17 protein-coding genes and 2 tRNA genes are annotated in these 26,856 nt (G+C 70.2%); 6 read left to right on the top strand and 13 right to left on the bottom strand.

Annotated features, from left to right (window positions below; all coding sequences use genetic code 11):
* Nucleotides 1–264 (top strand): hypothetical protein (locus tag ABT078_RS10635; protein WP_351225994.1); only part of this gene is annotated, 264 nt, incomplete at its 5' end.
* A 695-nt stretch (nt 265–959) separates the two neighbouring features.
* Entirely contained in the window at nt 960–1,388 is a 429-nt protein-coding gene (locus ABT078_RS10630; protein WP_351225992.1) for a hypothetical protein, read from the top strand.
* A 281-nt stretch (nt 1,389–1,669) separates the two neighbouring features.
* Here the strand turns inward: ABT078_RS10630 and ABT078_RS10625 are convergent, their stop codons facing one another.
* The 12 genes from ABT078_RS10625 to ABT078_RS10570 form a co-directional block, all read right to left on the bottom strand.
* Nucleotides 1,670–2,620, bottom strand: coding sequence for a formylglycine-generating enzyme family protein (locus tag ABT078_RS10625; protein WP_502981195.1), 951 nt, complete (start codon nt 2,618–2,620; stop codon nt 1,670–1,672).
* On the bottom strand, nt 2,617–4,308 hold the full coding sequence (locus ABT078_RS10620; protein ID WP_351225990.1) for an alpha-amylase family glycosyl hydrolase: 1,692 nt from the start codon (nt 4,306–4,308) through the stop codon (nt 2,617–2,619). Before ABT078_RS10620 ends, ABT078_RS10625 begins: the two co-directional genes overlap by 4 nt.
* Before the next feature lie 40 nt (nt 4,309–4,348).
* Nucleotides 4,349–5,860 (bottom strand): sulfatase family protein, encoded by a 1,512-nt coding sequence (locus ABT078_RS10615; RefSeq protein WP_351225988.1) that lies wholly within the window; start codon nt 5,858–5,860, stop codon nt 4,349–4,351.
* Between the two features lie 42 nt (nt 5,861–5,902).
* Nucleotides 5,903–6,769, bottom strand: a complete 867-nt coding sequence (locus tag ABT078_RS10610; protein WP_502981194.1) for a carbohydrate ABC transporter permease — start codon at nt 6,767–6,769, stop codon at nt 5,903–5,905.
* Nucleotides 6,766–7,728, bottom strand: coding sequence for a carbohydrate ABC transporter permease (locus tag ABT078_RS10605; protein ID WP_351225986.1), 963 nt, complete (start codon nt 7,726–7,728; stop codon nt 6,766–6,768). The genes ABT078_RS10610 and ABT078_RS10605 overlap by 4 nt, the downstream gene beginning before the upstream one ends.
* 2 nt (nt 7,729–7,730) lie before the next feature.
* Nucleotides 7,731–8,981 carry an extracellular solute-binding protein gene (locus ABT078_RS10600; RefSeq protein WP_351225984.1) on the bottom strand — a complete coding sequence of 417 codons (1,251 nt, stop codon included), beginning with the start codon at nt 8,979–8,981 and terminating at the stop codon, nt 7,731–7,733.
* A gap of 281 nt (nt 8,982–9,262) precedes the next feature.
* Entirely contained in the window at nt 9,263–11,410 is a 2,148-nt protein-coding gene (locus tag ABT078_RS10595) for a glycoside hydrolase family 3 N-terminal domain-containing protein (protein WP_351225982.1), read from the bottom strand.
* A gap of 172 nt (nt 11,411–11,582) precedes the next feature.
* On the bottom strand, nt 11,583–14,045 hold the full coding sequence (locus tag ABT078_RS10590; protein WP_351225980.1) for a beta-galactosidase: 2,463 nt from the start codon (nt 14,043–14,045) through the stop codon (nt 11,583–11,585).
* Nucleotides 14,046–14,209: 164 nt separating this feature from the next.
* The gene (locus ABT078_RS10585; RefSeq protein WP_502981193.1) at nt 14,210–15,082 is read right to left on the bottom strand and encodes a carbohydrate ABC transporter permease; all 873 of its coding nucleotides are present in this window, start codon (nt 15,080–15,082) and stop codon (nt 14,210–14,212) included.
* Nucleotides 15,079–16,068, bottom strand: coding sequence for a carbohydrate ABC transporter permease (locus tag ABT078_RS10580; RefSeq protein WP_351225978.1), 990 nt, complete (start codon nt 16,066–16,068; stop codon nt 15,079–15,081). The genes ABT078_RS10585 and ABT078_RS10580 overlap by 4 nt, the downstream gene beginning before the upstream one ends.
* Nucleotides 16,069–16,071: 3 nt before the next feature.
* On the bottom strand, nt 16,072–17,316 hold the full coding sequence (locus tag ABT078_RS10575) for a sugar ABC transporter substrate-binding protein (RefSeq protein WP_351225976.1): 1,245 nt from the start codon (nt 17,314–17,316) through the stop codon (nt 16,072–16,074).
* A 327-nt stretch (nt 17,317–17,643) separates the two neighbouring features.
* Nucleotides 17,644–18,699, bottom strand: coding sequence for a LacI family DNA-binding transcriptional regulator (locus tag ABT078_RS10570; RefSeq protein ID WP_351225974.1), 1,056 nt, complete (start codon nt 18,697–18,699; stop codon nt 17,644–17,646).
* A gap of 963 nt (nt 18,700–19,662) precedes the next feature.
* Between ABT078_RS10570 and ABT078_RS10565 the strand changes: the two genes are divergently transcribed.
* The 3 genes from ABT078_RS10565 (at nt 19,663) to ABT078_RS10555 (ending at nt 22,830) form a co-directional block, all read left to right on the top strand.
* Nucleotides 19,663–20,130 carry a winged helix DNA-binding protein gene (locus ABT078_RS10565; RefSeq protein WP_351225972.1) on the top strand — a complete coding sequence of 156 codons (468 nt, stop codon included), beginning with the start codon at nt 19,663–19,665 and terminating at the stop codon, nt 20,128–20,130.
* A 315-nt stretch (nt 20,131–20,445) separates the two neighbouring features.
* Nucleotides 20,446–20,517, top strand: a tRNA-Pro gene (locus ABT078_RS10560).
* A gap of 3 nt (nt 20,518–20,520) precedes the next feature.
* Complete coding sequence (locus ABT078_RS10555) at nt 20,521–22,830, top strand: amino acid adenylation domain-containing protein (RefSeq protein ID WP_351225970.1); 2,310 nt, start codon at nt 20,521–20,523, stop codon at nt 22,828–22,830.
* Nucleotides 22,831–23,391: 561 nt separating this feature from the next.
* Here ABT078_RS10555 and ABT078_RS10550 read toward each other — a convergent pair.
* A tRNA-Met gene (locus ABT078_RS10550) sits at nt 23,392–23,468 on the bottom strand.
* 957 nt (nt 23,469–24,425) lie between these two features.
* Here ABT078_RS10550 and helR point away from each other — a divergent pair.
* Nucleotides 24,426–26,579 carry an RNA polymerase recycling motor ATPase HelR gene (gene helR / locus ABT078_RS10545; protein ID WP_351225968.1) on the top strand — a complete coding sequence of 718 codons (2,154 nt, stop codon included), beginning with the start codon at nt 24,426–24,428 and terminating at the stop codon, nt 26,577–26,579.
* Nucleotides 26,580–26,856: the final 277 nt, after the last annotated feature.

Raw genomic sequence — 26,856 nt, 5'->3', positions numbered from 1 at the left:
CGCGACGAGGACGAGGAGCTGTCATGGACGATCTTCGATCCGCGGGACATCGTCTGCCCGTACACCTCACCGGAGGAGTTCCAACAGTGCATCCTCGACCGGATGACGGCGCTCGGCGTGGAACCGGCGCCCGTGTTCCAGCCGCCGCCCCCGGGCAGCGTCACGCCCACCGACGTCCCTCGTGCGGCGCTGCGACTCGACGTCCTCGCGGAACTCCTCGACCGCATCCCAGGTCCCGGGGTGGAACAGGAGACCGAACGCTGACGGGTGTTCCGCCCAGCGAAGTGGCGAGCCCGCGCGCCCAAGCGGGTGGTCCGGACGCATGCCAGTGGGCATTAGCCGTGATCATCCTCAGCCGCCTGCCAGGTACCCGTGTCCAGCGCAAGGTCGTTCCGCGTACATCCTCCGCGGCGACGTCGAGTTCTATTGAGCGGAACGTCGACGTGGGAGCGAACCGGCTACGGCGACCCGATCACGGTTGCCAAGTATGGAGGCAGCAGCGACGGTAGCCATGCCTGACAGCTGCTGAACGAACAGCAGCGGGGGCTCCGGGGGCGATTCTCCCGGGGCCCTCGCCCGCTTGCGCTCCCCGAACGGGGAACGAACGCGCCGCTACGCGCCTGCGGCACCCAGGTCAGGCCAGCCAGGCCCGGTCCCCGAAGCCCAAGCCAGCCCCGGTGTCATTCAGCCGACCCCCGCTCTCACCCCTGCGGCCCGATGAGGAGCCGCGCAGACCGCCGCCGTCCTCGACGAATAGTTGCGGAGCTTGCCCGGCCGAGGAAGACGGTATCGGCACCGAACGCGTAGAGACCGGGCGCCGCTCGCACCCGGCCCACCGGACGGGCACCAGAAGGTGCCCGCCCCACGCCACGATGATGCCGAGGAGTTGCTACATCATGCTGCAAAGAAGCGATCCTGGTGCCCAATCACGGACTGGGATGCTGCGCACGCTGCGGAAGGTGCACGCAGTACTGCGCGCCGCACGACAGGGCTGCCCCGAGGAAGGCCTGCCTCCCGTGCGATTCCTGCGCCACACGGGCTGGCTGGGCCGGGTGCGCATCTCTGGTGAGGAAACCGACCCCTGTGAGGTCCAGGCAGGCCGCACGCAGGTCGCAGACTGGCGCTCCGCATACACCGCCCACGGCGGCAAGCACCCCGCGGAGAACGAGTACCTCGGGCTTCCCGAAGACGTGCTCGACCCGGACGACGACACCGCGCAGGACAGAGCCGTGGCCGCGATCAAGCATCTGCCGGTGGTGTTCCTCAGCGGGCTCTACCACTGCGAACAAGGCCTCTCACGGCACCGGGCCCGGCTCCCCTGGCGCCGCCCGGCTCCGCGCCCGCGGTCACCGGTGGCGGCACGTACGTCGACGCGGACGGCTGGGTGAGTGACCTGGAAGTCGACTGGGACACCGCCGGTGAGATCGGCAAGGGCATCGCCACGGGGCGTCGGAATCGCCGTGGCGGCGGTGCTCGGAATCGCCGGTGCCGCCTTCGGCGCCACCCCGTAGGACCGTCGTGGCGCCCTGCCGGCCGTGCCGCCCCCACCCGCCGTGCCGCTGCGCCGCATCCGCGTCCGCGTCCGCGAACCCGTATGCTCACGTGCGCAGGTATCCGCGGACGACGACCTCGCGATCGAGCACCACCGAGGTCGTTCACACACCCGGCGTCACCGGCCCCGCACCACCCTGAAGCCCGTGTTCCCGCTTGAGCTGTCCGGGGTGTTGCCCATGCGGGCCGAGGTGCGGTAGCGCAGGCAGTACGACTCGTGGCACATGTGGGAGCCGCCCTTGAGGACCCGCGCGCCCGGGGCGAAGAGGCCCGCGCACCACTCCCACACATTGCCCGTCGTGTTGAACAAGCCGTAGCCGTTGGGCGGGAAGGCGTCCACGGGACAGGTACCGGAATAGCCGTCCGCCGCGGTGTTCCGGTGCGGGAAGGCACCGCGGAAGATGTTCATGCGGTACTCGCCGGCCGGGTCGCGTTCGTCGCCCCAGGGGTACGGCTCGGACTCCAGGCCGCCGCGGGCCGCGTACTCCCATTCGGCCTCGGTGGGCAGTCGCGCCCCCGACCAACGGCAGTACGCGAGAGCATCGTTGTGGGAGACGTGCACCACCGGGTGGTCCATGCGGCCCAGTACGTCCGAGCCGGGGCCCTCCGGGTGGCGCCAGTACGCGCCGTGGACCTGGCGCCACCAGGGGGTGGCGGCAGGGGCACGGGTGGGCGGGAAGTCGTCCGGGAGGAGGCCGCCGAAGACGAAGGACCAGCCGAAGCGTTCGGCGTCCGTGCGGTATCCGGTGGCGTCGGCGAAGGCGGCGAACTCGGTGTTGGTGACGGTCGTGGCGCTGATGGTGAAGGCGTCGACTCTCACCTCGCGGGCCGGGCCCTCGCCGTCCGCCGGGTAGGGGGAGTCGTCGCTGCCCATCAGGAAGGCGCCACCGGGCAGTTCGCGCCAGCCGCCGTGCGGGACCGCGGACGAGGCGATGTGCGAGATCGTGGCGGCGGGCCGGATCGTGGCGGCAGGCAGGGTCGGTGATGCTGCCGCCGGACTCCCCTGCGTCTCCCGCTCCGGGGCGCAGCACGCGGACGGCTGCCGCGCCCCGGGATCCGACGTGGTCATCGTGTTCCTGCCGCCGCGCCGGAGCGGCCGAGGTCGAAGATGCCGTACGAGAATCCTGCCGCGCGGATGCTGCTCTCGCTCACCTCGACGCCGGAGACCTCCAGGGGTGCGGCAGCCGCGGTGCCCAGGCCCTCGGGCAGAGTGACCTGCGCCGGCTCTCGGCGCGGGTTCACCACGACGAGGAAGCGTCCGCCCCGCAGATACACGAGCGGGTAGCCGGTGTGCAGCACCTCGATCTGGCCCGAACTGCCCAGTTCCGGCGTGGCCTTGCGCAGCGCGATCAGGCGGCGGACCAGGTGCAGCAGGGAGGTGGGGTCCGCGCGCTGGGCGGTGACCGTGGGGCGGGCCGGGTCCGGGTCTATGGGGAGATAGAGGTCTTCGGCGCGGGCCGTGGAGAAGCCGGCGTTCTCGGTGTCGTCCCACTGCATGGGGGTGCGCGAGCCGGCGCGGTTGTAGCGGGGGCCGAGGACGCTGCCCTCGTGCTCGGGCAGGCCGGACACGTAGCGCATGCCGATCTCGTCGCCGTAGTACACGGCCGGGAGGGTCGGCCAGGTCAGCTGGAAGGCGAAGGCCGCGGGCAGTTGCTCGGCGGTGCGCGGGCCGCAGGCGAGGCGGGAGAAGTCGTGGTTGGCGGTGGGCAGCGCGACGAAGCCCCCGCGGCCTGCTGCGGATATCGCGCCTGTGGCGGTCCGCCAGCCGTCGAGGAAGGTCTGCGGGGAGCCGGCGCCTTCGGCGCTGAAGTAGGGCTCGAGCGGTGCCCAGCCCTCGCTCACGGTGCCGGTGTTGTTGTTCCAGAGGGAGCGCAGCTTCAGACCGTCGTCGTCGGCGCCGAACTGCAGGAAGAAATCGGCGTGGAAGCCGGCCGGTACGGACACGGCCGGGTCGCCCCATTCGGAGAGCAGGGCCGCCTGCGGGTGCGTCCTGTCCAGCCAGTCGCGCAGGTCGCGCCAGAGCCGGGCCGATTCGGCGTGGCCGGGGTCGTCCTTGACGAGCGACGCGGCCATGTCGACGCGGAAGCCTGCGAGGCCCAGGTCGAGCCAGTGGTCCATGATGTCGCGCAGCGCCTGGCGGTTGGCGCGCGGTCCTTCGGCGTCGATGGGCTGCCGCCATGGCTCGTCCGGGTTCGTGCGTGCGTAGCCGAAGTTGAGGGCGGGCTGGCTGGGGAAGAAGTTCGGCTTGTACCAGCCGGGGCGGGTGCCGGGCGACGGCTGGAAGCCGTCGCCGGGGTGTTCGTCGGTCGCGGCCCAGATGTAGCGGTGGTCGTTGGGGTCGTTCGCGGACGCGGCGAACCAGGGATGCTGGTCCGAGGTGTGGCCCGCGACGAGGTCGAGCAGCACGCGGATGCCCCGGCTGCGGGCGCTGTCGACGAGCTTCGCGAGGCTGTCGTTGGTGCCGTAGCGGGGGGCCACGGTGAAGTAGTCGGACACGTCGTAGCCCGCGTCCTCGAACGGCGAGGCGAAGCAGGGGTTGAGCCAGACGGTGTTCACGCCGAGCCAGGCGAGGTGGTCGAGCCGCTGCTCGATGCCGGCGAAATCGCCGATGCCGTCGCCGTCCGCGTCGGCGAAGCTCTGCGGGTAGATCTGGTACAGAACGGCGTCGGCGAGCCACTCGGTCGCCGGGCGGGCGTCGCGGTCCGGGCGGGCGTCGCGATCCGAGTGGTCGTCGCGGTCCGGTCGGGTTGTCGTCATGGGATCGCTTCCCTTCAGGGGGTGGGCTCAGGGAGTGGGCTCAGGAGGTGGACGGCGTGGCGGCCGGCGCGGGCAGCACGCCCTCCGGGGTGTCGCCGAAGTGGCGCTGGAGTTCGGCGAGCCGGACGGTCAGCTCCGCCACCAGGTCCGCGTACCGCGGATCGTCGTAGAGGTTGTGCAGCTCGTTCGGGTCCGTCGTCAGGTCGAAGAGCTCCCAGGCCGGTGTGCGCGGCGCGTCCTTGGCCCCGTCGGCGCCCGAGCCGTGGCCGGGGTAGTGGATCAGCTTGTGTGTCCGGGTGCGGATGCCGTAGCAGGCCTGGACGTTGTGGCAGACGTCCAGGTGCATGTAGTAGCGGTAGTAGACGGCGTCCCGCCAGGCGCCCTTCGCCTCGCCCGGCTCACACGCCTTGCCGGCCTCGTCGGCCTCACCAGCCACGCCCTTGCCGTCGCCCTTCAGCAGCGGGACTAGCGACCGGCCCTGCATCCGCGGGTGCGGGGGCAGCCCTGCCATGGCCAGCAGGGTGGGGGCGTAGTCGATGTTCGCCACCAGCTCCTCGTGGCGGGAGCCGGCCTCTGCGACGCCGGGCCAGCGGAGCACCAGGGGGATGCGCATGCCCTCCTCGTACATGAAGCGCTTGTCGAACCAGCCGTGCTCGCCGAGGAAGAAGCCGTGGTCGGAGGTGTAGGCGACGGCGGTCGACGCGTCCAGGCCGGTGATGTCCAGGTAGTGCAGCACCCGGCCCACGTTCTCGTCGAGCGCGGCGACGACCCGGAGGTAGTCCTTGATGTAGCGCTGGTAGCGCCATTCGCGCTCCTCGCGCGGCGACAGTCCCGGCGGAACGGGCGCGCCCTTGAGGTCCTCGTCGGTGAGGTCCTCCATGCTCATCTCGGCCTCGCGGGCGGCGGGTGCGCGCCCGTCGAGGTCATCGTGCAGGGTGGGCGGTACGGGGATGTCCTCGTGCTCGTACAGGTGCTTGTGGCGCTCGGCGGGTTCGAACGCGCGGTGCGGGGCCTTGTGCTGGACGAGCAGGCAGAACGGTTTGTCGGGATCGCGTTTGTCGAGCCAGTTCAGCGCGAGGTCGGTGATGATGTCGGTGACGTAGCCGGGGTACTTCTTCCTGCCCTCGGCGGTGACGAAGTCCGGGTCGTGGTAGACACCGTGCTCGGGCAGGATCTCCCAGTGGTCGAAGCCCTGGGGGTCGTGGCCCTCGCCGTGCCCGAGGTGCCACTTCCCGATGATGGCCGTCTGGTAGCCGGCCTCCTGCAGCAGCTTCGGGAACGAGGGCTGGCTCGCGTCGAACTTGTGGGTGGGTCCCTCCAGCGACGTCATGCCGTTGACGTGGCTGTAGGTGCCGGTGAGCAGGGTGGCCCGGGCGGGCGAGCAGATCGCGTTGGTGCAGAAGGTGTTGTCGAAGACGGTGCCCTCGGCGGCGAGCCGGTCCACCGACGGGGTCTTGTTGATCACGCTGCCGTAGGCGCCGATGGCCGCCGGGGCGTGGTCGTCGGTCATGAAGAGGATGATGTTCGGCCGCCGTGGAACGGGAGCGGTCATGATCGGTGGACCTCCGGAGGAAGAGGGCAGGGGGTACGGGCGCTACTTGAGGCCCGTGGTGGCGATGCTCTGGGTGAAATGGCGCTGCAGGACGGCGAAGACGACGAGCACCGGCAGCACCACGAGGAACGCTCCGGCCATCAGCACACCGTTGGAACCGGCGGCCTTGGTCGGGTCGGTGGCGAAGGTGGCCAGCGCGACGGGGAGGGTGCACTTGTCGGGGTCGCTGGTGGCGACCAGCGGCCACAGGAAGTTGTTCCAGGACGCGAGGAAGGTGAAGATCGCCAGGGTGGCCAGGGCCGGGCGGACCATCGGCAGCGCGATGCGCCGGAAGACGTACCACTCGCCGGCGCCGTCGATCCGTGCGGCTTCCAGGGTCTCGTCGGGGATCGCCCGCATGAACTGGCGCATCAGGAAGACCCCGAACGCACCGGCGGCGAAGGGCAGGATCAGCGCCGCGTACGAGTCGGCCAGCCGCAACCCGCTGATCATCACGAACATCGGCATGAGCAGCAGGTTGTGCGGCACCATGAGCGCGCCGAGCACGATGGCGAGGACGGGCCGCCTGCCGCCGAATTTCAGCTTCGCGAGGGCGTAGCCGGCCATCGAGCAGAAGGCCAGGTTGCAGACCGTGACCACGGTCGCGACGAGCAGCGAGTTGAGGAAGTGCTGTGGCAGGTCCAGCAGTCGGAGCAGGTCGCGGAAGTGCTGCAGCGTCCACTCGGTGGGGATCCACACCATGGAGCCGGCGCTCAGGTCCTGGTCGGTCTTGAAGGCGGAGAGGCCCATCCAGACGAAGGGTGCGGCCGTCATGACCAGTCCGAGCCAGAGCACGGCGAGCGCCGCCGCCCGGGTGGTCCGGCCGGTCCGGCGAGTGCTGTGGCGGGGTGCGCCCGCGGGTGCGCTCACTTGGTGTTGTCCTTCAGGAGGCGGAGCTGGAGCACGGTGACGGCCAGGATCACGGTGAACAGGACGTAGGCCATGGCGCCGGCCTTGCCCATGTGGAAGTAGTCGAACCCCTCCTCGTACATCAGCAGCGAGATGGTGAGGGTGTGGTTGTCGGGGCCGCCGTCCGTCATGACGAAGGGTTCCTCGAAGACGTTGAGGAAGCCGATCGTCGTCATCACGGCGACGTAGAGCATGGTCGGCCGGAGCAGGGGGACGGTGATCCTGCGCAGCTCCTGCCAGATGCCGGCGCCGTCGATCCTGGCCGCCTCCCGCACCTCTGAGGGGATGGCTTGCAGTCCGGCGAGGAAGAGCACCATGGCGGAGCCCGTGTTGCGCCAGACGCCCATGGCGATGAGGGACGGCATGGCGAGGGTGTCGGAGCCGAGGAAGTCGGGGGCGGTGAGTCCGGCCTGGGCGGCCAGTGCGGCGATCAGTCCGTCCGCCGGGTCGAGGACGAAGCGCCATACGACGGCGACGGCGACGATGCTGGTGACCACGGGGGCGTAGAAGCCGACGCGGAAGACGGTGCGCATACGGTCGACGCCGCTGTTCAGCAGGACGGCGGCGCACAGGCCCGACGCGAGCGTCAGCGGTACGCCGATGACGACGAAGTAGGCGGTATTGAACAGGGCCGTGCGGAACTTCTCGTTCCCGAAGATCTCGGTGTAGTTGCCGAAGCCGACGAAGTCGGCGCCGAGCGGGTCGGTGATGTCCCGCAGTCCGAAGTCGGTGAAGCTCATGACCAGCGTCGCCAGGACGGGGAAGGCCATGAACGTGCCGAACAGCACGAGGAAAGGCATGGAGAACAGCCAGCCCGCGAGCTGCTGGGTGCAGGACCAGCGGCGGCGCGGTAGGGCGCTCGTGTCCGGTTCTCGCTCGGGGGCGGCCGTGGCGGAGGGCCGGGTGGCAGTGACGGACATGCTCAGCCCAGCACCGCTTCGGCCGAGCGCTGCATCTCGGCGGCGACCGTCTCCGGGTCGGCGCCCCGGGCCAGCTTCTCCAGTTTCTCGTCGATGACGTCGGCGAACTCGCTCCACTCGAGCAGCGGCGGGACGGGCCGTGCCGAAGCCAGCTGCGCCGAGAAGACGTCCAGGTCGGATTCGCCGCGCAGGGCGGGCAGGGACCATGCGTGCCGGTTCGCCGGGAGGGTCTTGGTCATCTCGTACCACTTGCTCTGGTTCTCGGGGCTGGTGAGGAACGCGGTGAAGGCCTCGGCCGCGGCCTTGTGGCCGCTGGTGCTGAAGGTGACCAGGCTGGAGCCGCCCACGTACGAGGTGGACGTCTCGTCGGCGGGGAGCGGTGCCGCCCGCCACTTGCCGCGCAGCTGCGGCAGTCGGGCCTCGATGTTCTGGACCTGCCAGGGGCCGGAGACGAACATCGGCACCCGGCCCGAGCCGAAGTCCTTGATCACGTCGTATCCGGGGATGTAGCTCCTCCGGGCGAGACCCTCGTCGAAGTACTTCGCATACGCGGTCAGTGCCCTGACCGACTGCGGTGTGTCCAGGGCGGGCCAGCCGTCGTCGGTGAGCAGGTCACCGCCGGCCGAGTAGAGGAACGGCACCCAGGTCTGCCAGGCGCCCGTACCGCCGGGCTGCGGGGCCGCTCCCCAGTCGGTGCCCGCCTCGCGCTGGTACGCCCGTGCGAGGTCGAGGGCCTCCTGCCAGGTGGCGGGCGGGGCGTCGGAACCTGCGTGCCGGGCCAGGTCGGTGCGGTAGTAGAGGACACGGACGTCGGCGTACCAGGGGACGCCGTAGACCGTGCCGTCCTGCACGTTCGTGGCCCATGCGGCCGGAAAGTAGTCGTCCTGCCGGAAGCGCCCGGTGTCGGCCGGCTCCAGCAGGTCGAGGTCGATGAACTCGCCCATGAGCGTCGAGCCCATCTGTGCCATGTCGGGGAGCGTGCCGGCGGCCGCCGCGGAGATCAGCTTCTGGTGGACGACGTCCCAGCCGACCGAGGTCACCTCGACGGTGATGCCGGGGTGTCTCCGCTCGAAGTCCTCGGCCAGCTCCCCCAGCCGCTGTCCCTCCTCCCCCATGCCCCACACGGTGAGCGTCTGCTTCTCGCCGAGCGCCGACTGCCGGACGGGGCCGCCGGCGCACGCGCCGAGCGCAAGCATCACCGCGGCGACGGCGGCCGCGACGGCCGCTCGCGCCTTCCTGGCCGTGCGGGGCAAGGGGGACTCCTCCTCGAGTACCTGTGTAAGCGCATATGTCACCGTCGTGCCTCGCGGTGTCCGAGAGCCTTCGGCCGACTGCCGGAGCCTTACGCGGGGGACGGACGGGCATCACATCGCCCGACCGCACGGACGGGCATCGCGTCACCCGGCCGTACGGACGAGCGTGCATCGCCTGCCCGTGCAGGCCGCCGAACACACTACGTTTCCCGGGCCCCGAGGAGCGCGGAGTGTGTGATTTCCCGCACCGGCAGCCGGGCAGACAGCAGGCGACGGCGACGTCAGCCGATCGTCAGCGTGCAGCGGGCCTCGGCCAGGGAGCTCGTACCGGCGTACACGTCGATCCGGCCCGGCTCGACGGTGAAGCGCCCCGCCGGGTCGTTCGTCCAGAAGCCGAGGTCCTCGGCGCCCAGGGCGAAGTGCACCACCGTGCTCTCTCCAGGCTCGAGCGTGACCCGGCTGAACCCGCGCAGCCGGCGGATCGGCTGGGCGATGCTCGCCACCGGGTCGTGGACGTAGAGCTGGACGACCTCGTCGCCGGCGACCGTGCCGGTGTTGGTGACGCTCACCCGGACCCCGACGCGCGCACCGCTCTCGAGCTCGTCCACGGTGACCGTCTGCCGGTCCGGCTGCGGCTCGCCGGTGGCGAACGTGGTGTAGCTGAGGCCGTACCCGAAGGCGAACTGCGGCCCGTCGGCAAGATCGAGATACTTGGAGACGTACTTCTCGTCCGCCTGCGCCGGGTCGTAGGGGCGTCCCGTGCTCTCCCGGTTGTAGTACACCGGGATCTGGCCGACCGCCCGGGGGAAGGTCACCGGCAGCTTGCCGCCGGGATTGACGGCGCCGAACAGTACGTCGGCGATCGCGTTCCCGGCCTCGATTCCGGGGTGCCACGCCTCCAGCAGCGCGGGGACACGGTCCACCCAGTCGCCGATCGTGAGCGGCCGGCCGTTCAGCAGCACGACGGCGAACGGCTTGCCGGTGGCTGCGACGGCGGCGATCAGCTCCTCCTGCCCGGCGGGCAGGGAGAGCTCGCTGCGCACTGCGGCCTCGCCACTGAGCTCGGGTTCCTCGCCGACCACGACGACGGTGACCTCGGCGGCCTCGGCCGCGGCGACCGCCTGCGCGATGTCCTCACCTGCGTGGGTGACCGTCGCACCGGGGGCGGCGGCGCGGACGGCGTCGAGCACGCTGACCGTGGGGAAACGACGGCAGCCGGGCCCGGCCCAGGTGCCGTGCAGATCGGTGTGGTCGGCGAACGGGCCGACCACCGCGATGGATCCGGCGCCCGCGTCGAGTGGGAGGACGCCGTCGTCGTTCTTCATCAGCACCATGGAGCGGGCGGCGGTCTCCCGAGCCGCCGCCAGGGCCTCGGGAGTTGGCGCACCGATGGCCGAGGCCTCGTCCGTGTACGGGTCGTCGAAGAGCCCGAGCGCGAACTTCAGCCGCAGGACGCGGGCCACCGCGTCGTCCAGCCGGTCCTCGGTGATCTTCCCCTCCGCGAGCAGCCGCTCGCCGTGGCCGGAGATGTGGGTGCTGACCATCTCCATGTCGACGCCGGCCATCAGGGCGAGGCGCCCGGCGTCGGCGCCGTCGGCCGCGTAACCGTGCGCGATCAGCTCCTCGACACCCGTGTAGTCGCTGACGACCAGCCCGTCGAAACCCCACTCCTCCTTGAGGATGCCGGTCAGCGTGTGGGGGTTTCCGTGCGCGGGTACGCCGCTGACAGTGTTGAACGCCGCCATGACGGTGGCCACACCGGCGTCGACGGCCGCCTGGAACGGCGGCAGGTACAGATTGCGCAGCCGCTGCTCGGAGACGTCGACGGTGTTGTAGTCGCGTCCGCCCTCCGCGCCGCCGTAGGCGACGAAGTGCTTGGCGCAGGCCGCGACGTTCTCGTCGGCGGCCAGGTCGTCGCCCTGGTAACCGCGGACCTTGGCCACGGCGAGGACCGCGTTGAGATACGGGTCCTCGCCGCAGCTCTCCGCGATCCGGCCCCAGCGGGGCTCGTGGGTGACGTCCATCATCGGCGAGAAGGTCCACCGCACGCCGTTGGAACGGGTCTCCTTGGCGGACACCTCGGCATCACGCTCGACCACGGCCGGGTCGAAGCTCGACGCCTGGGCGAGCGGGATCGGGAAGGTGGTCCAGAAACCGTGGATCACGTCGAGGCCGAAGAGGAGCGGGATCCCCAGCCGGGATTCCTCGACGGCCATGCGCTGCAGGGCGTTGGTGTGCTCAGCGCCGTGCAGGTTGAGCACCGAACCGAGCACACCCGCACGGGCAGCGCGCTCGACCTCCTCGGTCTGGCCGCCACCCGGGCCGGTGTCGCCGGTCCAGGTCAACTGCTGGAGCTGCCCCAGCTTTTCGTCGACCGTCATCCTGCTGAGCAGGTCCTTGACCTTGTCTTCGTACGGTCCGCCGAACATCTCAATCCTTCTGCTTGTTCGCTCTGCCATGGCAGGGCTGACAGTCCCCACAATGTAAGCGCATACATCATTGCTTGCAAACATGCCACGCGGGTGCGCGCGGTGCCGGTGGGCGTGGCGCCGGTGAGCGTCGTGCCGGCCGGCGCGATCTGACGGCCGACGCCGGCGGCGCTCAATCCCGGTGCACGGTGAACTCCGGTCGCCGCACGCGCAGTACGGTGCGGCCACCCTCGACGGAGACCTCGGCGCCGGTGCAGCGGGCCCGGCCGTCGACGGCCACGACCGCCTCGTCGCCCAGTGCACGGAAGGACACCCGTCCCGCCGCCACGCCGCTGATCTCGGCGGTGGCGTACGCGATGTGCAGACCGCCCGCCTCGAGCTCCAGCGGCAGCATGGCCGCGCCGCGCCCGGGCAGTTGCAGCCGTTCACCGCCGAACAGCGGCTTGCCGTGCTCCGCGACGGTGAACTCCTGGCCGTAGGCGGAGGAGATGTTGAAGGCGTGCAGCAGTCGCCCGCCGTCGGCGTCCGCCGTCGTGAGGAGGAACACCCCAGGCAGCCTGGCGTCGTGAGTGATCCCCGGCACCGCGCCGAGCTCGCGCAGGGCCGTGGTCCAGAAGTCGAGGTCGCAGCGGTAGTCGTTGGTGAGGACCACCGCCCTGCCTTTGCCGACGCGGATGTCGAACCCGCAGCCGTCGCCCGTGGACACCTCACGGAGCACGACGTCCCCGCGGCTCGGTGTGCACAGCTGCGCCTTGGGTACCCGGATCTCCGCCCGTGGGGCCGCCCAGCCGTGCGCCGACACGGAGAGGAAGAAGCGGTTCGCGTCCGTGAGGGTCCTGCCCGGCTTCAGCCCGAGTGCGTTGCGCAGCTCGGTCGCGGGGCGGCCCGCCATGTCCTTGCCCGGCAGCCGCCCGGAGAGCAGCAGTCTGCCGCCGGCCTCGAGGTAGTCCACGAGCCGCCGCTGGATCACGCCGTCCAGGTACTCGCCGGTGGCCAGCGCGAGTACGGGCGTCCGGGCGGGATCGAGGTCGCCCGCCTGGACGTCCACGCCGCGGTAGCGGAACCCGCCGAGGAGCATGCCGCGGGCGAGGGCGCGGCGCGGGCCCAGGCCGCGTACGGGCTGGACGTCGTCGAGGACGGCCTGCACGGAGTCGGTGGCCGGGTGGTACTCGGTGAGGTAATGGTCGGGCACGAATCCGAGCGCAAGCGCGTCGTACTCGACTCTCATCGGGGCGAGCAGGGCGGCGTTGGCGTCCACCGCGTGGACGGTGCGCCGGAGCGCCGGGTAGCTGGGCCCCGGCCTGCCCTCGGGGTCGACAGGGGCCGCGAAGCCGTGGCGTTCGCCGGTGGAGCCGATGCGGTCGTTCCCGTCGCCTGCCGGCCGGTCGAGCTTGGGGTTGAAGCCGCCCGCGAACAGGTAGTAGTTGATCACCTTGGCGCCCTGGGCGAGGCAGAGCCGTGTCTTGAGGTCGGCTGCCGCGGCCCCCGTCTGCTCGTCGAGGTTGTCCTCGTAGTCGGCGTGGCCGGCCTCGAACTCCAGGGCGGTGACGGGCTGGTCGCCGTCGTGGACCGCGTCCATGAAGGCGTTGATGAGGTAGAGGTCGGTGACGTTGCGGAAGCTCAGGTCGCCGAGGTAGAAGTCGGCGCCGGAGATCATCCCGGGCTTCCCGGCATAGGTCTCCATCAGCTGGCTGATGCCGATGGGGAAGTTCTCGGCACTGTTGTCGGCGGTGCCGTGGATGTTGATGAGGAACGGCACGCCCCGTACGCCGTGGTCCTCGGCGGCCTCGCGCAGCGCCATCACGTAGCGGGCGAAGCGGCCTCGCATGAAGGTGCCGAGGTCGTGCATGAGCGCTGCGGAGTAGGCGTCGCCGGGCGTGCGGATGGCGTGGTCGCGTTCGTCCGCGGGCCGTCCGGCGAAGGGGTAGCGGCCGCCGAGGTCCGGCCCGTGGGTTCTGTCCAGCCAGGAGTTGAAGTCCTGGAGGAGATGGTCGGTGAGCGCGGGTGTGTTGCTCAGCCAGTCGAGCATGCCGATCTCGTTGTCGAGCTGGCAGGCGATGACGCCCGGACGCCCCTTGCGGCGCAGTCGCTGCGCGAGCACGGGCATGACGGCGCCGTACCAGCGCCGGGCCTCCTTGAGGAACGCCGGTGCGAGGTAGTCCACGGCCCAGGTGGGGCTGTCGCCGCCGTTCCACCCCGTGGGGTTGATCTCGGGGTGCTCCTTGCGCACGCGGTCCGGGACGCCCTCGCCCTTGAGCTCGGCCATGGTGAAGGGGCCGGGCCGCGCGATGACGTCGAAGCCGTTCGCGATGCAGAGGTCGAGGAAGGCGCCAAGATCGCGTTCGGGGCGGGTGTGGCCGGTGACGTCGATGGTGCCGTCGGGTGTCTCGTGCCACATCCAGGGGATGTAGGTGGCGACGGCGTTGAACCCCGCGTCCTTCGCCATGTCGAGGCGGGACTGCCAGTCGGCGCGCTCGAGCCGGAAGTAGTGGATCTCCCCGGCCATGACCAGAGCCGGCTTGCCGTCCAGGAGGAACTGCTTGTCCCGGTAGGTGACCGGTGCCGCGTCCGGTCCCCCCGGGCCGGGGCCCGGCGCGGCGCCGGCCGTGGCGGCGAGGAAGGTGCGACGGTGCATGGAGCGGTCCAACTCCCTTGGCATCGGGTGGCGGTGGGGGGATGTGCGTTGCAGGGCGGGGCGTGCGTGGACGGGTCTGGGGGAGGTGCGCGCGGTAGGGGGCGTACGGGGCCGGCCGCCGTCAGGTTGCGGACGGCCCCGTACGGGTCGGGGGCACGCGCCAGTTACTTGATGCCGGCCGTGGCGATGCTCTGCGTGAAGAACCGCTGCAGGACGATGAAGACGATCAGCACGGGAAGCACCACCAGCAGCGCACCGGCCATCAGTACGCCGTTGGAGCCGTCGGCCTTGGTCGGGTCGGTGGCGAAGGTGGCCAGCGCCACCGGCAGCGTGTACTTGTCGACGTCGTTCGTGGCGACCAGCGGCCACAGGAAGTTGTTCCAGGAGCCCAGGAACACGAAGATCGACAGGGTGGCCAGAGCGGGTTTCACCTGGGGGATGACGATCCGCCAGAAGATGTACCACTCGCGGGCACCGTCCACCCGGGCGGCCTCCAGGAGTTCATCGGGCACCGCGGAGATGAACTGCCGCATCAGGAAGACCCCGAAGGCACCGGCGGCGGACGGCAGGATCAGGGCCGCGTAGGTGTCGACGAGGTTCAGCTTGCTCATCATCACGAACTGGGGCATCAGCATCAGGTTGCCGGGCACCATCAGCGCCGCCATCACGATGCCGAAAACCGCCTTCTTCCCGCGGAAGTTCAGCTTCGCGAGGGCGTACCCGAGCATCGAGCAGAACAGCAGGTTGCAGAGGGTCACGAAGACCGCGACGAGCGTCGAGTTGAAGAAGTAGAGCGGTACGTCCAGCAGGTTCAGCAGCTCGCGGAAGTTGGCGAGCGTCCAGTCGGTGGGGATCCACGCGGGGGGACTCGACGACAGTTCCTGCTCGGTCTTGAAGGCGGAGAGGCCCATCCAGACGAACGGCGCCGTCATGATCAGCATGCCGAGGCCGAGCAGTGCGTACGTGACGGCCTTGAGGCGGCGGGCGCGTCGGTCGCGTGCGGCGTACCGGTTCGCAGGTGCGGTCGTGGTGATCATTTGGTCTTGTCCTTCAGCAGTCGCAGCTGCAGCAGCGTGACGGCCAGGATGATCACGAACAGCGTGTACGCCATCGAGCTGGCATAGCCCAGGTGGAAGAAGTCGAAGCCCTCGCGGTACATGAGGAGGGAGACCGTCAGCGTGCTGTCCGAGGGTCCGCCGTTGGTCATCACGAACGGTTCCTCGAAGACGTTGAGGAAGCCGATGGTCGTCATGACCGCGACGTAGAGCATGGTGGGCCGCAGCAACGGGACGGTGATGCTGCGGAACTCCTGAAGGGCCCGGGCCCCGTCGATCCTCGCCGCCTCCCGCACCTCGGTGGGGATGGCCTGGAGGCCGGCGAGGAAGAGCACCATCGCCGTACCCATGTTGCGCCAGACCGCCATCGCGATCAGCGACGGCATGGCCAGGGCCTCGGAGGCGAGGAAGTCGGGGGCGGTGAGCCCCACTTCCCCCGCCAGTCCGGCGATCAGACCCTCGGAAGGATCGAGGACGAAGCGCCAGACGACGGCGACCGCGACGATGGCGGTGACCACCGGGGCGTAGAAACCGACCCGGAAGAAGGTACGGAGCCGGTCGATGCCGGAGTTCAGGAGCACCGCCGCCAGCAGCCCGCTGCCGATGGTGAGCGGCACGCCGAGCACAACGAAATAGCCGGTGTTGAACAGCGCCCGCAGGAACTGCTCGTCCTCGAAGAGCTTCGTGTAGTTCTCCAGGCCGGTGAACTCCGCGCCGAGCGGGTTGGTGACGTTGCGCAGCCCGAAGTCGGTGAAGCTCATCACCAGCGTCGCCACGATCGGGAACGCCATGAAGGTCAGGAAGAAGACGAGGAACGGGGTGGAGTAGAGCCACCCGGCGAGGTTGTGCCGGGAGAGCCGGTCCCGCCGCAGCGGCTCCCCGCCCGGCGTCCGGCCCCCGGCCCCGGCCGGCCGCCGCGTGACAGCGGCGGGCCGACCGGAGACGGCAGGCTTGGTGGTGGTGCTCATGCCTCAGGCCACCATGCCCTCGGTCTTCTTCTGCAGCTCCTTGGCGAGCGCGGCGGGGTCGCCGCCCTTCGCGAGCTTCTCCAGGGTGACGTCGATCTCGTGGGCGATCTGCTCCCACTGCGCGAGCGGCGGGGTCTCGACGGCCGCGTCCAGCGACTTCTGGAAGACCTCCACGTCGGCCTGCGCGAGGGCCGGCTCCTGCCAGGCGGCCTTGTTGGCCGGCAGCGACTTGGTCATCGCGTACCAGTCGGCCTGCGTCTTGGCGTCGGTGAGGAACTTGGTGAACTCCTCGGCCGCCGCCTTGTGCTCGCTGCTGTCGAAGGTGACGAGGGAGGAGCCGCCGATGATGGAGGCGGGGCGCTTGCCCGCCGGGAGGGGCACGGCGGCCCACTTGCCCTTGAGCTGCGGGGCCTGGTCGGTGATGTTCTGGACCATCCACGGGCCGGAGGCGAACATCGGCACCCGGCCGGCGCCGAAGTCCTTGATCACGTCGTAGCCGGGAGCGGCGGGAGTGTTCTTCGCGAGCCCCTTGTCGAAGTACTTGGCGTACTCGGTGAAGGCCGTGACCGCCTCGGGCGAGTCGAAGGAGAGCTTGCCGTCCTCGCCCTGCAGCGTGCCGCCCGCCGAGAAGAGGTACGGCAGCCAGTTCTGCCAGGCGCCCTGGCCGCCGGCGGGCAGGGACATGGCCCACTTGGTGCTGTCGAGCTTCTTGAGCGCCTCGGCGAGGGCCAGGTGGTCGTCCCAGGTCGCGGGCGCCTTGGCGACGCCGGCCTGCTGGGCCAGGTCGGTGCGGTAGTAGAGCACGCGGGTGTCGACGTACCACGGAACGCCGTAGACCTCGCCGTCCTTCTCGTTGCCCTTCCAGGCCGCGGGGAAGAAGTCGTCCGCCTTGAAGGCCGACTTGTCCACGGGCGCCAGGACACCGAGGTCGACGAACTCGCCCACCCAGGTCGAGCCGAGCTGCGCCATGTCGGGCAGCTTGTCGGCGGCCGCGGCGGAGACGAGCTTCTGATGGGCGACGTCCCAGCCGATGGGGGTCACCTTGACGGTGATGTCCGGGAACTTCTCGTTGAACTTCTTGGCGACACCCTCGATCCGCGCGCCCTCCTCACCCATGGCCCACACGGTGAGCGTCTGCTTCGCGTCCGCGCCCACCTGGCCGCCGCCGCTGCTGCCGCAGGCGGTGGTCAGTCCGAGCGCCGAGACTATGGCGACGGCGGTGGTGAGGGACAAGGCGTTGCGGGACATGCGGGCTCCTCCTTGAGATCGCGCAGTCGTGCTGGTCGTGCTTGTCGCGCGGGTCGTGCGTGTCATACGTGTCGCGCACGGCGTTCTGTAAGCGCATACATGACCTTCCAGGAGAGCCCACGATCACACAAGGGGGGCTCGATAACGCTTCCGTAAACCTGTCGAAACCTTGGCCGAACAGGGTGTTCACATAAGTGCGGACCGTCCGCTCGTCGGCACCTGCGCAACGGCGACCGCCGTCAGGGCGCCGGTGAAGTCTGGATGAATGCGCATACGACAGGCGGAGTGCCGGGGCCGACGCGCCCCAGGGGTCCCGGGGTCGTGGGGTCAGGCCTGCGCGGCACAGCCGCAGCTGGCCCGCCGCGCAAGGGCCGTCGGGAGGATACGCGCCGTGGCCGGCCGCCTGCGGTCGGCGAGACGGGCGATCAGCAGTTCCACCGCCTCCTCTCCGAGCCGGCTCATCGGCTGCCGCACGGTGGTGAGAGCCGGACTGACCATGCGGCTCAGCGGGATCCCGTCGAACCCGGTGACCACCACGTCGTCGGGCACGACCACCCCCCGTTCGGCGAGGGCGTAGAGCGCCCCCACGGCCATCTGGTCGTTGGCGAAGACGAAGCCCTGCGGGAGCTCGCCCTCCCGGTCGAGCAGATCCATCACCGCCTTACGGCCGGAGGCCACGGTCAGGTCACCGCGCGCGGCGGGCTGCTCGGGCATGGGGAGCCCCGCAGCGAGGTGGGCCGCCTGGAAGCCACGGAACCGGGCGGCGGCGTCCGGGGAGTCCTCGGGACCCCCGACGAAGGCCAGGCGGCCGAGGCCGTGGTCGTCGATCAGGTGCCGGGTGAGTTCCAGCTGGCCGTCGAAGTTCGCGGCCTCGATCCGGTCGAGGCCGGGGGCCGTGTGGCCCGCGAGCACGACCACCGGAAGGCGCCGGGACACGACATCCAGCACCGCCGCCGGGACCTGCTGGGCAAGGATCGCCAGGCCGTCGACCCGTCCGGCCACGTCCGCCATCGACTCACCCGCCCGGTCCGCATGCGCGGCCGAGATGAGCAGCGCGTACCCGTGCCGCCGGGCGGCACGCTCCATCCCGCGGATGACCTCGTCCCCGTAGAAACTCATCTCCGCCTCGTCGGCGTCCGCAGCGCCTTCGGCCTCCGCCTCCGGATCGGCGAAGTCGGGGAAGCACAGCCCGAGCACCCCGGTCGCCCGGCTGGCCAGCCCCCGCGCACTCGCACTGGGCACGTACCCCAGCTCCCGCGCCGCGGAAAGCACCTTCTCGCGCGTCGCCGCACGCACCGTGTCGGGACTCCGGTAGACGCGCGAGACCGTCGCGATGGACACGCCGGCGCGCTCTGCGACGTCGTACACGGTGGGGTCGCCCATGGTGAAGCCGCCGCCCTTGGTGCCTGCTGAAGCTGAAGAATCCGGTGGATCCGGTGGATCCGGTGCATCTGGTGGATCGCTGCTGGTGGAAGCGCATTCAGGGTAGAGGGCGGGGCGCCGCGATGACAACTGAGCACCGGAGCGGTGGGACGGTGCGAGGGGCACGCACCCGCGCGGTTCACCGGCCCGCCGTGGGACGCCGCACAGCGCGTCGGCGCCCACGGCGCGCCGCTACCGGCTGCATCACCCCGCCTGCCGCATCACCCACGACGGCCGGCGCCTCCACCTGTGATCGCCGCGGAAAGGCGCCGTTCTGAGTCGGTTCGACCTCGTCCTCAGCCGCGCAACAACACCCCCGGCCCCACCTCCGCGAGCAAGGTCGGCTCCCTTTCCCTCGTACCCGGGGTACAGCTCGTGTCGCGGACGCCATGCCCCGAGGGAGACTTCGACTGATCGATGGGTCCTCAGCCCCGCCCCGCCGCCGACGTCGCCAGTTCCTCCCGCGCACCCCGCAGCAGGTCGCCCGACGGCGCCGACGCCCCGTTCGTCACCAGCGCACAGTGCAGACGGCCACCAGTGCCCGGCGCGGTCAGCAGCGCTCTCCTCCAGTTCGGTCCCGGCGAAGACGTTGTATCCACGCAGGACGACCTCCCGGCCGAGCCCGTCGACGAAACGGCCGCCCCTGACGGTGAAGGTTGCGGCGGCCAGGCCGTCGAACCAGAGGATGTCGCGCGGCACGGCCACGGTGAACGGCGCGCCCAGATCGATGAGGGAGGCGGTGACGAGAAGCAAGGACACCCATGAAACGCCTACGCATCGTCGGCGTGCGTCCCACGCCTCGACGCACCGTCAATTTGCCGATGGCCGTGCGTCGCCGCCCGTCCCTGCACACCTTGAACTCAACCCGACTTGAGGTTCTACGGTGCTTGCACCCGCACAACGGATGGAGAGAGAGCACCATAGATGACGACCCGACACTTCTCCGACGCCGAACTCGCCGCGCAGCCCGTCGCGTACTGGACCGGCGTCGCCCACGAGACCCTCGTCGCCTACGTCCGCGCACAGCTGGCCGAACTGGGCCTCACCCAGCCGCAGTACTGGATCCTGCGCAACCTGTCGAAGAACGACCTCTCGCCCGACGGCCGCGGCATGACCGTCCCCGAGCTCCAGCGGGCCATGAGCACGTACCTCCGGCGCGAGGACGATCTGACGGCGGCGGCGGAAGCTCTGCTCGAACGCGCCTGGCTCACTCGCGACGACGAGGCACGCCTGTGGATCACCGAGACGGGGGACGACGCGCGGGCCGCCGTCAAGCGGCACGCCCCGGCCGTCCGCGACCGCATCCACCGGGGCATCGACGACGCCGACCACCTCACGGCCATGAAGGTGCTCCAGCAGATGATCCGGAACACCGGCGGCACGGCGGACTAGCCATACGCGGACAGCGCAGTCACCCGCGCGACGGGCGGGGTCACCTGCGCGACGCGACAGGCAGGTCCGTCAGCGCCCGGCCCGGACCCCGCTCCTCCACCCCTGAAAGGGGGTGGCTCCTCGCTATGCCGGTTGGGTTTCGCGACGGCCCGGCCCGGCCTGTAGAACGTTCAGCTCACCAGCGATGTCAGCGTGCCCGTTGTGGCCGCTCGGGACGCAGAGAGAACGTCGCCTTCCCACCCCGCTCTTGAGTTCGCTCAGAAGTCGAAATCTCGGTTGTTCGCCATCCGGTTCGGCGTCTAACGTCACTGCCATCGACGTGTAGCTCAGCAGCAGAGCGCCGGGCTCGGGACCCGGAGGGCGCGGGGGCAGAACCTGCCACGTCGGCTTATGAACAACGACGCTGAGCAGCAGCTTCTCACCGGGGCCCCGCCCTATGCGCTGGGCCAGATGGCCAAGGCTTTCATGACCGCGCTGACGCACGAGGATGCTGAAACGCGCCGTCGGGCGGAGGACCGAGGGCAGCGCTGGCGTGCCGTGCTCGCTGGTGTTGCCGGCGGTCGGCTGAAGGTTGGTTCGCGCACACCGGTGCCTGGTCTTCCGGTGTGGGTGACGCCGGAGGTGATACGGGGCGGATTCGCCACCGGGGCTGCGAGCGCCGGTGGGTCGCTCCAGCCGTACGAGGCGGACGCCGCGCACCGGTTCGCTGTGGCGGCCGATCGCCGGGCGCTCTTCGCTCACTGCCTCACTGAGCCAGGTCTCGCCTGGCTGAGTGCCTTGCTGGACAGTGGCCGCTACGCGGTGACCGTGCCGGAGGAGGCCGCGCTGCTCACCGTGGCGTGGCTGGTGCGCTCTGGGGACGTGGCGAGTGCGGTGGCACTCGTCGAGGTCTTGGAACCGTTCGCCGACCGGCTGCGGTTCATGCCTCGGCCGTCGGCCAAGCCCCTACCGGACGTGGCTGCGATGCAACGGTATACCGTCGCCGACGCCGGTGCGAGGCTTGCACGTCGGCGGCCCAACGCGGCCGTGGAGGCCCAGCGGGAGGCGCTCACGGTCTGGCAGCCATTCACCGACGAGCTGCTTGCTCACTGGCTGGAGACGGCCGGATCCGGTCGCGTTCTGGAACGCACCCCGGACGTCGGTTGGCATGGGCGCGGCGCCGCGCTGCTGCATCGCTACGGGAAGCTGGCGGCGGAGCACACCCGCTGCGGAAAGCATCGCAGCCCCCGGGAGAACCTGGGCATTCTGCGTGGCGCGCTGGAGGAGACCGTCGCCGGGCGTCCGCTGGACGTACGGCAGCTCGGTCTGCTGCGGCATGCCGTGGAATCCATGGTGCGGAGGCGCGGTCTGCCCGGTTCCGAACGGCACACGGCACTGCGGCGGCAGCAGGCGGAACAAGCCAAGCTTCCTTCACACCACGCGCTGGCCCAGCTGGTGATCCGCCGGCTCTCGGGGCTCCCCCAGGATGTGGGCGCGGCCGCTGTCGCACCCCTGGTTGCCGCGGTGACCGAGCAGGAGCAGCGGGAGACCGGGCTGCCCACGGGAACGTCGATTCCGCCGGCGATCCGACACGTCGTGGAGGCCGCGCTGAGCGCACCGATCGGCACGCTCGTGGAGCGAGGTGTGGTGCCGTCGGCCGAGGTGCTGGCCGAGCTGGTGCCGCAACTGGTTGCCGCCACCACCGCGCAGGCGTACACGGACGAGGCTCTGCGGACCCTGATGGCCGCAAACTACCGGGCATTCCGCAACCGCCGTTCCCTGCTCCTTCTCAACCTGGAGCGGCAAGTGCGGATCGAGGAACTGCCATGGGTGCGGGCGGTGGCCGGGCAGCGCGGCGACCTGGCGGGGCAGGAACTCGCACACGCCGCACTGCGGCAGCTCGGCGAGCTGGCCGTGCAAGGGTTCCCGGGCACACTCTTGCCCAACCCGCTCGTTCGCGAACTCGCCGTGCTCGCCGGCCAGGCCGACCTGCGCGCACCGCTGGTCGAGGAGCTGGCCGCGGACATCTTCATGGGCACATTCAGTCCGAAGTTCCTCGCGGCGGCGCGGGTCGCAGCCGAGCTGCTCGGAGGCACGCTGTACGAGCGCTACTACGGGATCGACTACGCGGCGATCCGCAATCTGGCGATCGTCGAGGCGGGCGAGGCGCTGAGCCGCTCGTACGGGGCCCGCACGTCGCCCGGTTTCGCGAAGCTGTGTGCCCAGCGGGCCGGCGTGTGCGGGGCCTGGTCCGTGGCGGCGAACGGCAAGGTGATAGAGCAGGCGCAGATCCTCACCACGCACAATCTCGCCACGCTGGTCCGCCAGATCGACATCGCGCCGGAGCCCGGCTGGGACGACCTGGCACGCCGCTGCTTCAGCGCCGTGTGCCGACTGACGGCCCACGTGCATCACCACCCGCGACCGCTGGCCACGATCAAGGACGCGGCGTACGCATGGCGCCAGATGGTATTCCACTTGGCCCTCTGCGACTCGGGCGAGCAGTCGGTCGTGCTCGCCTGGCTGGACGAGGAGGCGGCCCGCCAACCTGCCCATGTAGCCGCTCGGCTCGCCCCCGCTCTCGAGGGTCTACGACTGGTCACCGCAGGAGGCAGCTTCGCCGCCGACGGCACGGCGAACCACGGCCGGGCCCGCCGCTTCCTCGGCTGGACCACCGGTGATCACTGGCTGCGTCCGGATCCGACAGTCACACGGTCATAGACCTGAATCAGAAGTCGGCCCCGTCGGCTTCAGCTGTGCCGGGGTACGTGGCGGGTGGCCGGGTCGAGGCGGTGAAGGCCCAGCGCGCAACGTCCCCGCGTGTACCCGAACATCCAGCGCGCCTGCGCCGAGGCGTAGCGCGAAAGCGGGTCGGCCAGAGCACTCGCCGCTACGTGCGCCGACGGGGAAGCTCCCCCGCTGCCCGCAGGTCGGAGTGCCCCGCACAGCGGGACATCAACGATGTGCTCACCGAGATCGAGCCGACAGTGCTTCTGGCCGGGACGGGGCCTGGCGTTTCAGGCGCGTTGGATCGGTGCCGCCTGGCAGGACGGGAATCGGCCTGCCGATCCTGCTCCACCAGTTCGAGCCGCAGTGCGCGTACGCCGCCGGCGAGAAGAAGTGGGCGCCCACGACACGCTCCGGACGCTCCGTTGGGTGAGGCGGTGCGGTACGACGACGGGCAGACGGACATCGCCCTGCGGCCGGTCGCGTCGGCCACCGACCCGTAGCGCCGACCACATGCTTCCGGCCCCCTCGACGGTGCGTCGAGGGGGCCGGAGTTGGTAGCGGGGACAGGATTTGAACCTGCGACCTCTGGGTTATGAGCCCAGCGAGCTACCGAGCTGCTCCACCCCGCGTCGGTGACGCCTACTGTACGGCATGTCCGGACCATCCCCGGACCGCAGACACCGTGCCCGCGATCCCGACGTCCGAGCTGCAGCAGCGGCTCCCCGCCGGTGACGCGCGTTCACGTCGCCGCCGGCGTCGAGCTCGTCGGGCGTCGCGAACACCGCTTCATACGCTGTGGCCCGAGCCGGCCGTACGAGATCGTCTCTGTCCGCCCGGGCGGCAAGGAGTCGCCGCGCAGCGGAAGTTGATCGAGCGCACGCGGATCGGCCCAGCCTTCGATCGGCCCCCGCCTCAGGCTTCGCAGCAGCGGGAACCGCGCGACCTGTGGTTGGTCCTCGCCGGTCTCCGACTGGATGCAGTCGCCGGCGCAGGCCACACCGAGTACTTCGATCTGGGCAGGCAGGGACTCCGCAACCGCCCTCCGGGGGCGCGTCCAGGCTGTGCGGTCGAGCCTGCCACCCGCACCTGCCGCTCGGACACGTTTCATGGTGGCGCTCTCGACGACTTCGAGCCGGCTTTGCCGAAGAGGCTGAGAGTTCGAGTGTCGATCAGCAGGGATCGGCGCGTACAAAGGCCTCGTGATGCGGCTGGATGTGGCCCGTAGAAGATCCTCCTGGGCCGACGAAACCGCTGTGCGTGGCGGGTCGCCGATGCTGGGAGGGCTTGTCCGTCCGAAGTGGACGATGAAGGCAAAGAGGAGTACCCACTCCTTGCCACTTTCAACTTATAGCGCACTGGGGGGCTTGCGGCAAGGCCCTGGTCGTGGGGCAGAATCGCGGGCCGAGGTCAGAACCTGCAGAAATGGGAGATTCACGAAGTGCATGTGCTTTTGTCGGTTCATTGGTCGCGCGGTGACGTCGAGTCGGTGGTGGGACGCGCACAGCGGGTGCGGGCACTCGGCACCGAGCTGCGGGTGTGCGCGCCGCCGGCCGTCGCGGCAGCGAACTCGGACCGGAGCTGATGCCATGAACCCCTTGACCACCAGCGCGTTCGACCTTCCCGACCACCTCTCCCCCAAGGCCGACCCGGCGCTGATCGACGGCGACGAGCAGCACTTCACGGCCATCTCGGAGAGCCTCGAGCAGGCGATCGCCGAACTGTCCGACCGCCTCGAGGCCGAGCGCAAGGCGCCCGGCGGCATCGGCCGGGAGGCGATGGACCGCGACTCGGAGATCCACCGCCTGACCGGTCGCCTGCGCGCCTTGCGTCGCTTCGGTCTGGACCTGTGCCTGGGACACATCGTCCGTGCGGACAACCCCGAGCCCGTCTACATCGGACGCCTTGGCCTCACCGACAGCGCGGGGCGTCGGCTGCTGCTCGACTGGCGCTCCCCCGCGGCCGAGCCGTTCTTCGCGGCGACCCACGCCAACCCGATGGGTCTGGCGAGCCGCCGCAGGTACCGCTGGACCCGCGGTCGGATCAGCGACTACTGGGACGAAGTGTTCACCGCCGACGGGCTCGAGGGGCACGCCGCGCTCGACGACCAGTCGGCGTTCATCGCCAGCCTGGGCAGCAACCGGTCGGCTCGGATGCGCGACGTGCTCGCCACCATCCAGGCCGACCAGGACGCCGTCATCCGGGCGGGATCCCGCGGTGCTCTCGTCGTCGACGGCGGTCCGGGGACGGGCAAGACCGTCGTCGCCCTGCACCGCGCCGCCCACCTCCTCTACTCCGACCCTCGCCTCGGTCACCGTCGGGGCGGCGTGCTGTTCGTCGGTCCGCACCAGCCCTACCTGGCCTACGTCGCCGATGTCCTGCCCAGCCTCGGCGAGGAGGGAGTGCAGACCTGCACCCTGCGCGACCTCGTCACCGAGGGCGCCGGAGCAGCAATCGACACCGACCCGAGCGTGGCCCTTCTGAAGTCGTCCGCGGACCTGGTGAAGGCGATCGAGCCGGCCGTCGGCATCTACGAGGAGCCGCCCACCGAGGGGATGACGGTCTCGAGCCACTGGTCCGACATCTGGCTGAGCCCCGACGATTGGGCGGCGGCGTTCGAAGCAGTGGAACCAGGCACTCCGCACAACGAGGCGCGCGACCAGATCCGGGAGGAGCTGCTCACGATCCTGATGGACAAGGACGACAGCGACGCCCCGCCCGACCTGCTCAGGAGGTCGCTGCTGCAGGACCGAGAGCTGACCAGGACTCTCAACCGTGCGTGGCCGATGCTCGAAGCGAGTGACCTCGTCGGAGATCTGTGGTCGGTGCCCGCCTACCTGCGCAAGTGCGCTCCCTGGCTCAGCCCCGCTGACGTTCGCAAACTGCAGCGCAAGAACGCCCAGGCCTGGACGGTGTCCGACCTGCCGCTCCTGGACGCGGCACGGCAGCGGCTCGGCGACCCGGAGGAATCAGCACGCAAGCGTCGGCACGACGCCTCCGTCGCCGCCGAACGTGCGCGCAGAGCCGACGTCATCGACGGCCTGCTGCAGAACGTCCTGATCGACGAGAGCGAAGGCGCGGTGGGGATGCTGCGCGGACAGGACCTGCAGGACACCCTGATCGACGAGAGCGCACTGCCCGGCATCGACCCGGAACCTCTCGTCGGCCCGTTCGCCCACATCATCGTGGACGAGGCTCAGGAACTGACCGACGCCGAGTGGCAGATGCTGCTGCTGCGCTGCCCGTCCCGCAGCTTCACCATTGTCGGTGACCGCGCCCAGGCCAGGCACGGGTTCACGGAGTCCTGGCAGGAACGGCTCGAACGGGTCGGGCTCGACCGGATCACCGTGACCTCCCTGAGCATCAACTACCGCACGCCGGAAGAAGTCATGACGGAGGCCGAGCTGGTCATCCGCGCTGCTCTCCCGGACGCCAATGTGCCGACCTCCATCCGCAGCAACGGCATCCCCGTCGTCCACGGATCGGTTGCGGATCTGGACTCGATCCTCGAGACCTGGCTCGCCACCCATGCCGACGGAATCGCCTGCGTCATCGGCGATCCCACGTTCCGCGCGACATCCCGCGTCCGGTCGCTGACGCCGGAACTGTCGAAGGGGCTCGAGTTCGATCTGGTCGTCCTCATCGACCCAGAGACGTTCGGCAAGGGCATCGAAGGAGCCGTCGACCGCTATGTCGCGATGACCCGAGCGACCCAGCAACTCGTCATCCTTACGAACTCCTGACGTCGGCCAGGACAACGTGATCGCCGCCCTACGATCACAAGGACCGCCGCCGAAGGAACCGGCGCGGGCCGGTACGTTGACCGATCGCGCAGGAGTACCCTCCCCGGCGTGGACGTCGAGGAGTTCGACCTCCTCGCGCGGGCGATGTGTGAGGCCTTGTACGCCGATTCCTGCTGATCGACACTCGAAAGGTCATCCGAGTCGCCGGCGCCGTAACTGCCGAGGACGCAGCGCCGTTGAGCCTGGCAACGCGTGACTGAACTCCGTCCCCGCGGAT

Origin of the sequence: Streptomyces sp. NPDC002133, assembly GCF_040296405.1 — a bacterium.
Classification (GTDB): domain Bacteria; phylum Actinomycetota; class Actinomycetes; order Streptomycetales; family Streptomycetaceae; genus Streptomyces.
Note: the sequence above shows the minus strand (reverse complement) of the source record. Positions and strands in the feature narration are given on the sequence as shown.